Annotated in this window: 9 protein-coding genes; all 9 read right to left on the bottom strand. The window is 59.7% G+C overall.

Annotation, left to right across the window (positions count from 1 at the left end; translation table 11 throughout):
* Positions 1 to 3: 3 nt before the first annotated feature.
* On the bottom strand, positions 4 to 336 hold the full coding sequence (fliE, locus tag RTH46_RS04715; RefSeq protein WP_110991860.1) for a flagellar hook-basal body complex protein FliE: 333 nt from the start codon (positions 334 to 336) through the stop codon (positions 4 to 6).
* Between the two features lie 106 nt (positions 337 to 442).
* Positions 443 to 1,819: a sigma-54-dependent transcriptional regulator gene (locus RTH46_RS04710; protein WP_279845502.1), complete on the bottom strand. Its 1,377-nt coding sequence runs from the start codon at positions 1,817 to 1,819 to the stop codon at positions 443 to 445.
* Entirely contained in the window at positions 1,819 to 3,036 is a 1,218-nt protein-coding gene (locus RTH46_RS04705; RefSeq protein ID WP_316905138.1) for a sensor histidine kinase, read from the bottom strand. The genes RTH46_RS04710 and RTH46_RS04705 overlap by 1 nt, the downstream gene beginning before the upstream one ends.
* A gap of 244 nt (positions 3,037 to 3,280) precedes the next feature.
* Entirely contained in the window at positions 3,281 to 8,437 is a 5,157-nt protein-coding gene (locus RTH46_RS04700; protein WP_316905137.1) for a glycosyltransferase, read from the bottom strand.
* Between the two features lie 49 nt (positions 8,438 to 8,486).
* Positions 8,487 to 9,548 (bottom strand): NAD(P)-dependent oxidoreductase, encoded by a 1,062-nt coding sequence (locus RTH46_RS04695; RefSeq protein ID WP_316905136.1) that lies wholly within the window; start codon positions 9,546 to 9,548, stop codon positions 8,487 to 8,489.
* Positions 9,549 to 9,610: 62 nt separating this feature from the next.
* Entirely contained in the window at positions 9,611 to 10,930 is a 1,320-nt protein-coding gene (locus RTH46_RS04690) for an FkbM family methyltransferase (protein WP_316905135.1), read from the bottom strand.
* A gap of 92 nt (positions 10,931 to 11,022) precedes the next feature.
* Entirely contained in the window at positions 11,023 to 11,937 is a 915-nt protein-coding gene (locus RTH46_RS04685) for a hypothetical protein (protein ID WP_316905134.1), read from the bottom strand.
* Positions 11,937 to 13,217: a hypothetical protein gene (locus RTH46_RS04680; protein ID WP_316905133.1), complete on the bottom strand. Its 1,281-nt coding sequence runs from the start codon at positions 13,215 to 13,217 to the stop codon at positions 11,937 to 11,939. The genes RTH46_RS04685 and RTH46_RS04680 overlap by 1 nt, the downstream gene beginning before the upstream one ends.
* Positions 13,208 to 14,194 (bottom strand): hypothetical protein, encoded by a 987-nt coding sequence (locus RTH46_RS04675; protein WP_316905132.1) that lies wholly within the window; start codon positions 14,192 to 14,194, stop codon positions 13,208 to 13,210. Before RTH46_RS04675 ends, RTH46_RS04680 begins: the two co-directional genes overlap by 10 nt.
* Between the last annotated feature and the right edge of the window lie 52 nt (positions 14,195 to 14,246).

Genomic DNA, 14,246 nt, shown 5'->3' with positions numbered 1-14,246 from the left:
GCCTTAAACCGGCATCTGCATGATGTCCTGGTACGCTTGCACCAGCTTGTTACGCACTTGGGTCAGTGCCTGGAACGACACGGAGGCCTTCTGCGAAGCGATCATCACATCGGTCAGGTCGACGCCGCTCTTGCCGATTTCGAAAGCGTTGGACAGTTGAGTGGAGGCCTGCTGCGTCTCGCTCACCTTGCCAATGGCCTGGCCGAGCATGTCGGCAAAACTGCTTTGCCCAGGCGCCAGCTCAGGGGCGGCAGCCGCTTTGGGCATGGACATGGCATCGGCCTGCATGGCACGCATATCCAGCATCAGACGATTGAATTCAACACCTTGGGTCATGGACTTCTCTCTCCGGCGGCCGCATTTTTTTGACACTCATGCAGCGAATGGGCTGAAACTAGCAAGAGCAGTGCCAGACAGCCCGCAAACCTTTCAAATCAACGCCTCAGCCGAACAGGCTGGCCTCGACATCGAACCCTGCGTCACGCATCTGCGCCAGCTTGTAGCGCAGCGTACGCGGGCTGATGCCCAGGCGTTCGGCAGCTTCCTTGCGACGCCCGCGCTCGGCGCGCAAGGTGTCGATGATCATCTGGAATTCGTGACGGCGCATGTCGCCTTCCAATCCACCCGCCTCGGCGCCTGTTTCCAGGCATGATGGCGCAATAGTGGCCTCGCTCGAAGGCGACAACGGAATGGCGCCGGCCAGACAGAAATCCGCCGCCTCGATCACACCACCCTGCTGCAGAATCAGCGCGCGCTGTATGGCGTTGTCCAGCTCACGCACGTTGCCCGGCCAGGCATAGGCCTGCAGGCAAGCCTGAGCCTGGGCAGACAAGCGCACCTGGGCATGGCACATCTTGCGGGCATGGCGCGCCAGCAGGCGCTCGGCCAGCGGCACGATATCGGCCGGGCGCTCGCGCAGGGCCTGCCATGCCATGGGGAATACCGACAGGCGATAGTAAAGATCTTCGCGGAAGCGCCCCGCCGCCACCTCACCCGCCAGATCACGGTTGGTCGTGGCGAGAATGCGGATATCCAAGGCGATGGGCTTACGCCCGCCGACGCGTTCGACCTCGCGCTCCTGCAACACGCGCAACAGCTTGGCCTGCAACCCCAGCGGCATTTCCGACACTTCATCCAGCAGCAAGGTGCCGCCTTCGGCCTGCTCGAACTTGCCGGCCTGAGCCGCGATGGCGCCGGTGAAGGCCCCCTTTTCATGGCCGAACAGCGTGGCCTCGAGCATGTTGTCGGGGATTGCCGCGCAGTTGATCGCCACGAACGGCGCTTCTGCCCGCGGCGACTGCCGGTGGATGTAGCGCGCCAGCACTTCCTTGCCAGTGCCGGACTCGCCCGAGATCAGCACGGTCGAGTCGCTGCGCGCAACCCGCGCCGCCAATTCCAGCAACTGTCGGCTGGCCGGCTCGCAGGCCACTGGCCCCGCGTCGTCGCCTGCGCCGAGTTGGCCGGCGGCATGCCGCTCGACCAGGCTGAGCAACGCCTTGGGCTCGAACGGCTTGACCAGGTAGTCCACCGCTCCCTGGCGCATCGCGTCAACCGCGCGCTCGACCGCCGCATGGGCAGTCATCAGCAGCACCGGCAGTTGCGGGTGATTGCGACCCAATTGCGCCAGCAACTGATGGCCATCCATACCCGGCATGTTCACATCACTGACCACCAGGCTGAAGGGCTCCCGGGCCACGGCGTGCAGCGCCTCTTCCGCCGAGCCGACGGCGTGATGGGCGAAGCCGCCGATCTCGAGCGTGTCCGCCAGCGCCTGGCGCAGGGTGCGGTCGTCTTCGACCAGCAGCACTTTGATCTCCATCACGCACCCTCCCCCGCAGCAGCAACGATCAGCGGCAACTCCACGCGAACACGGGTGCCACGTCCAGGCCTGGAGCGCAGGTGCAAACTGCCCTGGTGCGCCCGCACCACCGCCTGGACCACTGCCAGGCCAAGCCCGGTACCGGTCGACTTGGTGGTCAGGAAGGGTTCACCCAGCCGCGCCAGCAGCTCTGCCGGGATGCCACAGCCAGCATCGCTGACACTCAGGTGCAGGCTCTGCCCGCGGCGATACAGGTGCACCTTGAGCCGCGCCGGCTCGGCACTGGCCTGCAAGGCATTTTCGATCAGGTTGAGCAAGGCACCGACCAAGGTGTCACGGTTGCACAGCAACTCCCCTAGGTGGGTGTCGCACTGCCAACGCACCGCATGCCCCTGAACATGGACCTGGGCCGCCTGCTGCAGCGCCTGGAACAACGCCTTGGGCGTCAACCGGTCAACCAGGGGCAGCTCTCCACGGGCGAACACCAGCATGTCGCGGACCTGATGCTCCAGTTCATGCAGGCGTTCCTTGAGGCTGCCGGCAAAACGCTGACGGGTTTCCACCGACAGGTCTTTTTCACTATCGGCCAGGTGACTGGCGTAGAGCATGGCCGCAGACAGCGGCGTGCGGATCTGGTGCGCGAGCGAGGCGACCATGCGCCCCAGGGAGGACAGCCGCTCATGGCGCGCCAGCTGGTCTTGCAGGCGACGGGTTTCAGTCAGGTCATTGAGCAGCACCAACTGGCCGGGCTCGGCATCCAGCGAGCGAGTAGCGATCGACAGGCGGCGGCCGTCGCGTAGCGAAACTTCATGGCCGTCGTCCTTGCGCGGGGCAAAGCTGCGGGCGATCACCTGGCGCCACAACTGGCCGATCAATGGCTCGCCGAGCAGCTCGCAGGCGGCCGGGTTGGCGTCGCGTACCAGGCCCTGGCCATCGATCACTATCACCCCGCCGGGCAACAGGTCCAGCAAGTTCTGCAGGCGGTTGGCCAGGCGTTCCTTTTCGCTGAGTTCGTCGATGCGCTGGGCGCTGACCACTGCCAGCTCGCCCTTGAGTTCGCTGACCCGGGCTTCGAGCATGCTGTAGGACTGGCTCAGCTGACTGGACACCTGATTGAACAGGGCAAAGGCTTGCTCGATACCCTGGCGGCTGTCCTGCTCGACCGGGGTCCGCCCCTGCTGATCGGGGGCTCGAGTTACTTGGGCGGCCTGGGGCATCGTGCTCTCTCGCGTGGCTAACCGTCATAAAAACGGTATGTTGCCAGCGGTGAAGCAATAGCCGTGCCGGAGATGGGGATTTGCGGAGACTGCACCGGCCTCTTCGCGGGTAAACCCGCTCCCACCTGACCGCGCAGAACGCAAGACCTGCACTCTGCTTGTGGGAGCGGGTTCACCCGCGAAGAGGCCGCAACAGGCGTACCGCAAGGCCCTCGCCGGAAAGCGCGAGGGCCTCAAGCGCGGCTCAGTCCGGCAGCCAGGCCTTGTGCCAGTTACTCAGGTTGTCGCCTTCGAGCATCCAGCCACCCAGCACTGCATTGCGCAGTGCATCGCCCGCCTTCGCCGTGGCATCCAGATCGCTGATGTGCATGCGAATGGCCTCCACCCAGGAACGGAAGCGGTTCTTTACCAAGGTCACCGGCAAGTCGTTGTAGCCCTGGTAGCAACGCAGGTCGCTGGCGATCACCGGGAAACCGCAGGCGCCATACTCCAGCAGGCGCAGGTTGCTCTTGCACTCGTTGAACAGGTTCTGTTCCACGGGCGCCAGGGCCAGGTCCAGATTCATTCTGGCCAGTGTCTTCGGGTAATTCTCAAGCGAAACACTCTCGTGGAACTCATGGATATAGGGCCGCAGCTTATCCGGGCACATGCCGAAGAACACCCACTCCACCTCGTTGGCCAATTCCTTGACTACGTCGGCGATGACTTCCAGGTCGCCGGAGTGGCTCGCCCCACCCGCCCAGCCAACACGCGGTTTGCGCGACTGCCGACGCTGGGCTTCGAGGCCTTTCCAGAAGCGGCCATCCAATGTGTTGTGCACCACCCTGATGTCGCCATGCAGACCAGCGAAGGCCTCGGCCAGCGGCTGCGTAGAGACGACGAAGCGGTCCACATAAGCCAGGCCGCGGCGCAGGGCGCGCAAAATATCCTTGGGCATGTCCGCCCTGTGCACACTCTTGAGCGGCAGGTTAGGCAAATAGTCGTCCAGCTCGAAGACCTTGAACGCCCGTGAAAACGCGTGCATCCGACGCATGTGCTCAATCTGCTGGTCGCCGATCTGGCGCTGCAGCACGATGCTGTCCGGCTGGTAACGCTCAAGTTCAGCCGGCGTCAGGTGAGCCCAGGACAGCTGCCCCTCGGCCAGCCCCTCGCGCTTGAGCGCATCGAGCGGCTGGATAACCCGGTAATTGCCACACCCTCCATCATCCGCCGCGTGGGCCAGGATCGTCGGAAGCGGCTTCCAGGACGACAACGGTCGCCAGCTCAGCTCGGCGCACTCCAGGCCGAAGCCATTGGCGCAAGACAGCGAGAAGTTCGGGTTATAGAACGGATCTCGCGCCAGTGCAGGCAACCAGCGGGCATACAAGGCATCTTCTTGCTCGATGCTGGCCGGCGTTGCGGCATCCTCGCTGAGCAGCATCTGCACACGCGGCGTCCAGACATTCAGGTAGCCGGCACGATGCAGACGCAGGCACAGATCAACATCCGCCCAACGCTGCAGCTCAGGCGTCTCGTCGAAACCGCCCAGTTCGTGGAACAGCCCTTTGTTTATCAGCAGACACTTGCCGCTGACCGCGACGTAGTTCTGGTCGATCTGCAGGCGTTGCATATAACCGGGGGCATCCATCGACTGGCCGGCAAAGGCTTCGCCAACCGGCCCGTTCAGACCGAGCACGAAACCGGCGTGGCTGATGGTAGCCTCCCCGCCCACCAGCTTGGCCCCCACTACGCCGACTTCTTGGCGCATGCCGTGGTTGAGCATCTGCTGCAACCAATCGTTATCAAGCACGGCAGCGCCTTCGTCCAGCCACAGCAGGAAGTCACCACGGGCCTGCGCGGCGGCCTGGTTGCGCATGCGCACCGGTGCCATGCCGGCAGGGAAACGCATGCAACGAATGCTATCGACACCGAGCTGGGCAACGCCATCAAGCCAGCTGCTCACCGCAGGGCCGGCATCATTCGACGCCAGTAGAAGCACCTCATAGTTTCGATGGGTGCTCTTCTCCAGAATGGTTTCCATGCAACGCTGCGCCCGCTCCGCGCTGTTGCCCTGGAGCAGGATCAGGATGCTGATCGATACGTCGCCGCAAGCGCCGTAGACGAGTTCATAACGCCCGGGCAAACGAGACTCGACGCGAGCCTGGGCAAAACCGCGCGCATGCAAATGACGCTGGATGACCTCGCGCTCATCCGGGCAGTCGCGCAGCGACGGGGCATTGCTGATCAACAACGGCTCGCTGATATGCCCCAGCCCCTCGAAACCGCCCGCCTCGATCAGGCGCAGGATGTAATCCAGTTCGATAGCCTGGCCCGCCTCCTGGCGGAACCCACCCATTTCCAGCCACACCTGGCGGTTGAACAGCCAGTGGCGCGACATGCTCGCCGGGAAACTGAGCAGCAGATCAAGGTTGAGATCAGGACGCAGCGCAGCGCCGATTGCCGCTCCATCGGCACGCAAAGCTTCATCACCGTAAACTGCCCGACAGCCTGGCGCTGCCAACAGATCAAGCGCGGCAATCAGCAAGCCGCTCGCAGTGAACTCACTGCCCGCCTCAACCAGCATGAACCAGTCGAACTCACCTGCCTGAACCACCTGGTTGAGCTGATCGCTCAGGCTGGCCTGAGTCAGATGCAGGCAATGCAGGTTGTTCTGCAGCGCAGGCGCGGGCGCCTCCCCTGCTGTCAATGCGATGATTTTCAGCGTGGCATAGAGGCAATTTTCGCGACTCAAGCTTTGCACTGAGGCATTCAATGCATCCAGGTGGCCATCAGCGTCCAGGACGATAATCCCGATCACCGGACCGCCCTGATGCGCTTGCAGACGCTGTTCGATCAGACGACTCTGCGCGGCATCCGGAACGCGTGCATCCAGCCAGTCCTGGAGTGTCGCCGCCTTGGGCTTTTCACCCAGATGCTCCAGCATTTGCTGGCGCCCGCGCTTGATTTCTTCGCTGCCATAGTCGCCATGGCGTGCATACAACTCGCGGTAAAGCGCCGGGTAATCTTTGACTGCCTGTTCCGAACGCCGTGCAGGTGCACTGACATCCCGGCGCATGCGGACTTCCACTGTCTCGCAATGAATATGATGGAATGCGCTTCGAGCGCTCAAGCGCATGAGGAAATCCCAATCCTCCAAGCCGGCCAGCGACTCGTCGAAGTCGCCCACCGCAAGGGCAAGCGCACGAGGGCAGGCAAAGGTGTTGACCGGAATATAGTTGTTAACCAGCAAGCGCTCCCTGGAGTACGCCTCGTGGGGATAGCGCTGCTCACGCGCCACTTCGCTGCGCTTGCCCGCCGTTATCGTTTCCTCAACGAACACCGCATCCGTATACACAACGGTGTCGGGGTGGTCAGCCAGCGCGGTAGCCAATGCTTCGAGATGGTTGGGCAGATACAAGTCGTCATCGTCCAGATAGACGACGTAGCGGCCACGGGCTAATCGCAAGGCGGTATTGCGGGCAGCGGCTGGACCGCGATTTCGGCCTTGGCGAATATAGGTGACAGGAAAATCGCACTCGGCCAGCAGTGATTCGACCGGATCGCCGTTGTCATTGACCAGGATGACTTCGAAGTCCTTGAAGGACTGCCGGCCAATGCTGTTCAGCGCATCCCTGAGCAATTCTGGACGGTTATACGTGGTGACGATGATGGAGAACATCGCTCGCTCAGCGTCTTCAGCCAGGGCTTGCAGACGCCCACACAATTGCCGTACCCGTTTGCCCAACGCAGTATCCTGCTCGTGCGGATAAAGCGTCAGCCTGCGCTTGAGATGCGCAGCAACCTCACGCTCATAGCCTTTCAGGCGACCCTCGTTGCCTCGTTCGAATACGCCCTCGAGAATACAGGTATGCCCTTCCAGCGGCGCCGAAGAGACATAGAACTCATGGGAGTGCTGTGCCGCATGAACGCGATAGCTCACACCCGGCACGGTGGTGAAAACAAAGTCAGGGAACAGCTCCCCGAGCTGAACCATGAGCTGCCAGTCACCAGACCCGCGAATTCTGACATCACGGCGCCACGCCTTGAAAAAGGCGTCCCTGCGAATGATGGCCGCAGAGGGGGTGATATAGCTGTCGTAAATCAGCAGGTCCGCAACCTCATTACGCCCGCCCGTGTAATCTTCACTGCGGTGACCGGGGTGGCTTGGCCCTTCTACAGGATCACCCTGCTCATCAACCCAACAGATCGGGCTGTAACCCAGGGCATGATCGGCATTGCTTTCCAGAGCAGGCAGCAGGCGCATGACATGACCGGGATTCATATAATCGTCGGCCATGAATAAAACTATGTATTTGCCTTTGGCGACCCAAAAGCCATTCTGGGAACTGTTGCCGGCCCCGAAGTTTCGTCGGTTGCGCATATAGCGCACCCGCGTATCAGACGAAAACTCGGCCATGACCGATTGCGTGTTGTCCGTCGAAGCATTGTCCACAACCAGGACTTCAATGCCCTCGACACCCTGATCCAATACGGACCGTACCGCCTGCCCCAAATACCGACCATAGTTATAGGCCGGGATAACGACGCTCAACAACGGCGCAACACCACGAACCTCAGAGGCGTCCAGCGCAATGCCCGACGTCAGCGCATTGATCCAGAAATCGACGGTGTAAGGATAAATTCGCTCATCCGGCCGAGCACTGCCCTGCATGAGAAACGAGCGCAGGCGACTTGCCAGTGCCTCGTATTCCGCCCATGCCATGCCATCAAGGAAGGCGAACAAGTCTGCTCTATTGCTGAATACACTGCCGTCTACATAGCAATCACGCGGAAACCACGCTGGCAGCGAAGTGGCTGCGGTATGCACAGGCACGGTGCCCGACAACAGGCAAGACTGCCACTGCGGGGACAACCAATCAGCTAATTCGGGCTCATGATCGCATAGCGCGAAGTGTGCTCGCTGCAACTCGATATCGTCGCGCCCAAGCACACTGGCCTTTCCTTTGAAAGCCGGGCGCGGGGCCAATTCAGCAAGCGGCAGTTCCAGCGGCTGATTGAGTCGCACCAGATGCTGGCCTGTGAAAGCCTCTTTGGCAGGTAGGAACACTCTGTCGAACTGCTCGAGCAACTGCGCGCCATCGACGGAGCTCTCCAGCCGCATCAGATAGCTGCGCGTGCCAGAGGATAAAGTCAGCACCTGGGTGCTTGAATAAGCCTGCTCAATCAGAAGCACACTGTCGTAGTGACCGGCGACGTCTGATACAGCGATTCGCTCGAAGACGAGGCCGTTGGCGTTACCGTAGGCCTGCAACGGGCCAAGAGGAATCAGGGTCTGCAGCTTCTGCCATTGCTCATCGCCGATGAGAAATGCCTTGTGCTCCTGCCCCAGCTGAACCCCGGCGATACCCACTCGCCAAGGCGCACCCTGGCAACTACCGCCTGCAATTGAGGCCCAATCCATCACGCATCCCCTCTGTCACGGCCTCGCTCACACGCAGCCTCGTTGAAATTCAAATGCCATAACCCATGGATTTCGCCCAGACAGCCATGCTGTCGATCGACTGATCCAGGGTGGTCCAGACATCCAGCCCCGCCTCGCGGGCCTGGCTGATATCCGGTACATAAAACGAAGGGGCCGCACCTTCGGTACGCCCCATGATCCGCACCTGTTTGCCTGGCGCCACTCGCGAGACAACGCGATGCGCCAGATCGGCAATGCTGATCGCCTGATCGGAGCCCACGTTGTAGGCTTCACCGGCCTTGCCGTTCACCAGCAACGCCAGCAGCCAGGCGGCCAGGTCTGCACCGTGCAGATAGCTACGCACTGCAGTGCCGCAAGAGCGGATCTCGACCTGATCCGCACACAGGGCATCACGAACAAAGTTGCCAATGGCAAAATGGCCATCGAGCGGCAGACCTGGCCCGGAAAAGGCAAAGCAACGCGCCATGATTACGTCAATGCCGTGGGTCTGTGCATAAATCGCGCCCAAGGTTTCCTGGGCCCGCTTACCTTCGGCATAGGCACTCCCTGCGCTGTTGCTGGCACAAGCGCCAGCGAAGCCCTCGGCGATCCCGGCAGCATGATCTGCCCCAGCCCGCAAAGCCCCATACTGTGCGCCCGAGCCCGTCAGGAGCACGCGTGCCCGGGTGCGCACCGCCAAGTCGAGTACCCGGCGCGCGCCAGCGACGATGGTGTCGAAGATTTCCAACGGCTTGCCATGGGCCGCCGAGGACGTATCGGTTGCCGCATGAATGATCAGGTTCACTGGCTGCCCAGGAACGGCCTGCAGATCACGCACATCACCACCGACCCAATGCAGCCAGGCGCAATCACGGTAACAGGGCTGTGCCTCCAGAAATCGCGATGGGTTGCGTGACAGAACAGTGACCGTCACCCCTGCGCCTTGCTGGTTCAGTCGTTGAAACAAGGCCAACAACCACAAGCCAAAGAAACCTGTACCGCCGGTGACCAGCACATGCTGCCCAGCCAGCGCGTTGTGCAAGCCCAGGGTGGAAGGAATGGCCTGCAACGCGCGGCTGATAATGGGTGAATGCAAGGAAAAACTAGGCATTGGCGTCAGGAACTCATGGGTATTTGGAACGAGGAATGGAAATGCCGCCGCAGCCCACTGCCCTAATAAAAATACAAGGTGATGTCTTCTAGAATGTCCGCGTATAAACGAATGCCCACTTTGTAGTCGCCGCGGATGGACTGCACTTCATCCATCAAGCACCAATAATCGTCGGAACGATGATAGGCACAGACAGCCAACACAGGCTTGTCGCGCTTGATGATCGTACGTGCGCCCCGCAAGGCAGAGGCTTCCATGCCCTCGATGTCGAGCTTGAACAAGCCAACCTTACCCGGCACCACGGCATCCAGAGGCACGCCCTGAATGAAAGAGGTGATGTTTGCGGGCACATCGCTGCTCAACTCGCCGGCAATGTCATACGTCAACTCCGGCTGATAGACAGCTCGACTGGGCACTGCGTCCAGCCCCATGTTGAACAGCCATACATCAGGGCGATCGGCGACACTCTTGAGCGCTTCGTAGTACGCCGGTAATTCGGGCTCGAACAGCCAGGCCTGCTCGACTGGCCCAAAATGCTTCTCCAGGCGATGCAGGGTATCGCCAGCTGCTGCACCGGCGTCCACAAAGCGCGCTGCTTGTTCGGGCCGTACGAATGCCTTGTCGAAATACTCTTCATCCCAAGGCGACTTGGCCTGCTCTGCAGAGGCGATAGACAGGCGAATTCGCATGCCGATCAACGCATCGAACACCTTACGTGACGGTTCATCATCCAGACACAAGAAAGCAGAGATGAAGCGCCAAGGGTCACGCAACGGCGCTTCGACAAAACTTGAAAACTGCTCGCAACCCAAGCCCGGCCCCGGGCCATCAAGTGCGTACAGAAACTCGTGCATGTTGACCAGACGAATCCCCGGCACCTGACTCAATTGCCTGGAGATGGCGTTGCCATGCCTGCCACTGGCAACAACGACGACAGCATTTTCAAGCGAAAGACTGGAAGGATGAGAGATCGAAAGCCCTTCCAATGAACTACCGTCCTTGGCGCGGTCATTGTCGAGAAACCCTTTGACCTCGACACCCCGCAATTGCGCGTGACGCGCCACGCGCAAACCGACCTTGAAGGCGCCAAAGATATAGAACCCTTCATTCAGGCAGTCGCGGGCCTGGCGCTTGAACTCCGCCAAATCGGCCAGGCCAGTCTGCGAGTCCAGCAAGCGCTTGATATTGGGGTAGTCATCAAGGCGTGATAAAGCCTCCAGCCTTGAGGGGTGCCTGACCACGATGCGGTCTTGAGCATCACGCAGAAGCGCATCCGACCAGCAAACCGACACACGCTGGCCTGACGCAAGTGCAATGGAATAGAGGCAATCTTTCTGCATCTGCGAAAAATCGGCACCGAGCGAGGACAAGCCAGCATTCATCTTATTACCTGCCTAACAGATCAGAATGACCGGGGACTGCCATCCTGCAACAAAAATCAAACCAAGCACCCAAAACAACGCGCTCGCCCTAGTCAATCAATAACGACGTTGAACAGTGCATCTGCGCGGTGCGGGTACAACGCCACCAAGCGTGGCCTTATCCGCTCCAGCCTCTCGGAGATCCATTGATTCAAGATCGGGTTTGGATCAAGCAGTAGCTTTTCCTTTGCCATCGTGGTGCTGCTGTTAATCTCGACATAGTGCCGGGCAATATCCAGCACCTGCGCATCATCAAGATAATTCAACATCACCGAAACATCTGCCGGCGGCACATCGAGGCGATCGAGCGCATACTCAATGGCCAATATATCGTTGATGCTTTGCAAATAGGTACGCAGCCTGACGTTACCCGGCTCGACAAGGTAGTACTGAAGCCGTCCATAGGTAGTCACAAACCGGCGCTTGCAAAAGTCGTAGACGCGAAGAAAGTGTTTCATCTGCGCAAAATTATCTCGAACGCTACCCAGGCGATCGGTCAGCACACCGCCGCCATAATAAAACATATCGGAAAAAATCGAGGCCACCTTGGGCGAGGTGTCACCAGGCACCACGGAAATATCAAACGCACGATCATGAACTGTCAGCGAATTCAGGTGATGAGGATAGTCTCGAGAAAAAACCGCCTCAGGCATCTCCACAAAGCGCGACGAACACAGCTCACTGTCAGCCAGCAGCAAATTCACCTGCCCGGCAAGATGCGCCGCCCCCAGCAGAGGGGTCTTGTTATTGATCACATCGTACTGATCTGGACTTATTACTTTCTGCGGCTGGTAAAATGCCAGCAAATCATAATCAGACGAAGCATTCCCCATACCAAGGGGAATGGAGCCCATCAGCGAGTAGCACAGGATGCGCACTGGACAGTGCCGCTCCATTCGCTCAATGACATCGTCCACCTGCTCCTGCAAATCAGGTTTCGCACACACATCAATCAGTTGCGCACGCATTATCGAGCCACCCACTCATCCAGTACAAAGTCACACGCCGCCGGCACATGGCCCGCCCGGGCGAAGCGATCGGAAATGCGATACAAATCCCTGACAGCTCGGTCAAACTCGCTTGCTTGATAAGTGTGGTGAACTGAACAACCCAGCACGGCAAACGCTTGTGCCAATGGCTCAAGATCCGCGCTTTCTACCCGCAGTCGAACGCCGCCAAGGCTAACCCTGCCGGTCTCGCTGAAATTCTTCAGCACGAGGGCACGGCATGACTTCAGCAACGTCTCATAAAAAGCACTTTCTGCCCGGTAAGGGACTCTCAGAAAGTACGAATGCATCACGGGATAAGGCAGTTCGGTGATGCTGGATCGCAGCATGCAATCGATCAGTGCCTTCAACGCGGGCCGATTGAGGTAGGCCTCATAGTCCGCATTGGATAGTTTGAGCGGAACCAGTGAGCGCTTGCGATGGATCAGGAACGCTGCACGGTGCTTGCCGCTGTCCATGTTGAAGTGACTTTCATCACTGTTCCAATCCGCCTTGACCGCATGATTCAAGAAGAACAAGGGATCGACGGATTCGGTTTGCCGCATGCGCTCATACACCTGCCTGCGGCTTCTGAGCACGTTTTCCACCCACGCGTCTGTTTGCGCGATACCGAATTGATCGGCCGCGTTGCGACAGTAGAGGTCCATGTAATGGTTCGGGGTTGCGTCAGCCTCGCCATCGAACCACTTGAACAGCTCCAGATAGGGGAACAGGGTAAACACCGGGCTGTCCTTGAACAGCCCATTGCCGTTTCGGCGTGCACAGACCAACCAGGCGGGTATCCACGCCAGCACCTCAGCGTCTTCGGCACTGATCAGCGCATCATCCTTGTACTCCGGACGAAACAGCCCATGCAAAGCGGGAACTTCGACGGGCAAGGCCAGCTGCTCGTCGATGATAGCGTTGTGAACACTTGCCATCTGCGTCCGCTCTTCAGCGGATCGCCACGCCATGTTGGACCCGTTTACAGGGCAAAAGACAACCCGCTTGAACCCCTCTGCCGCCAGACTCAGTGCAATGCTTTCGTGTTCAAAAATGTTGTTTACACAGACGATGACGAGTGCCGTTTTATCTGCATCGGCGACACAGCTGACCGGCAGCCCCTCGTGATGGGTTATCTCGGCAGCACGCTTGTCGATAAAGCCAACAACGTTAAGGCGCCCCTTCAGATAGCGCGAAACCATCGTTCCACGATGGGCAGCACCGTACAGGATTATCGGCGTATCAGCAGTCAACAGCATGGCGGGCACACCCCCTCGAGCAGGCGCAGGAACTCGGCGTCTGGCTCACGCTCGAGTACCGGGAATGACATGAAAGCAGGATGCTTGACGACTGCCGGGAGCGACTGCAACTGCCTGCAATGATCCATCAGCGCCTGCGCCTGGCGCTCTCTGAAATAAGCGTCCCATTCCGCGCGCTTCATTTTGAGCGGGATGCCATCGAAGCCCTGACGCTCCAGATAGAAGGCGCGGTGAGAGCCATCGAGGATATTGAAGCGATGCAAGACACCATCAAACACCGCGACGGACGCCGCCTCGCGATAATAGTGGCCCATATCAAAGAACGTTTTCGCGCGATAGAAATCCAATTGTTCTTGGGTAAACAATTCATCACAAGGCAGTAGCGCCTTGACCGCCGGATCATCCAGCCGGACATTGGTCGCCTTGTCGATAACGTCCTGTTCCTGGCCTTGCCATTTAAAGTAATCAGCGTAATCGTGCTCGATGCCTTCGTAGGATCGCCTTACGGTGTAGACATCATCTTTGTGCACGATGGCCGTCACATAATCTGAAAACGCGCCCAACAGGTAGTCGCCGGCACGTACGGTGTACAGTTCGTCGACACTGCAGAACGGCACTGCATAATCACCCGAATAAAATGCGTTCCACGCCTGCGTCATGGCCGCCGCCCTTTCCCCGCGAAGAAACACGGGCAGGTGCAAGACCCTCTTGTAGCCAACGTCGTGCAAGGCACGTGCAATGGCCGGGTGGGCAAGGCCATTGCCTATCGCCACGAACACCAGCGCATTGCCATTGCTTTGAATGCACTGCTCCACCGTCATCACCGGGACCGGCGCATTCGTTACGCCCTGCGGATTGCGATCGATGATGGCGCGAACATTCACGCCGCCTTGCAGCAAGCGCCGGCAAAAACCAACACCTATCTGACCGCCACCGTAGATAACGACGGGCTCGTCTATCGTCGAAGGTTCATTCATTGACCGCACGTCCAATTTCCTTGCAAAGCGACCGCCAGGCATTTCGCTGATG

This window comes from Pseudomonas sp. zfem004, assembly GCF_032621715.1.
GTDB lineage: Bacteria > Pseudomonadota > Gammaproteobacteria > Pseudomonadales > Pseudomonadaceae > Aquipseudomonas > Aquipseudomonas sichuanensis.
The sequence above is the reverse complement of the archived record's forward strand: the minus strand, read 5'-3'. Positions and strand labels throughout refer to the sequence as shown.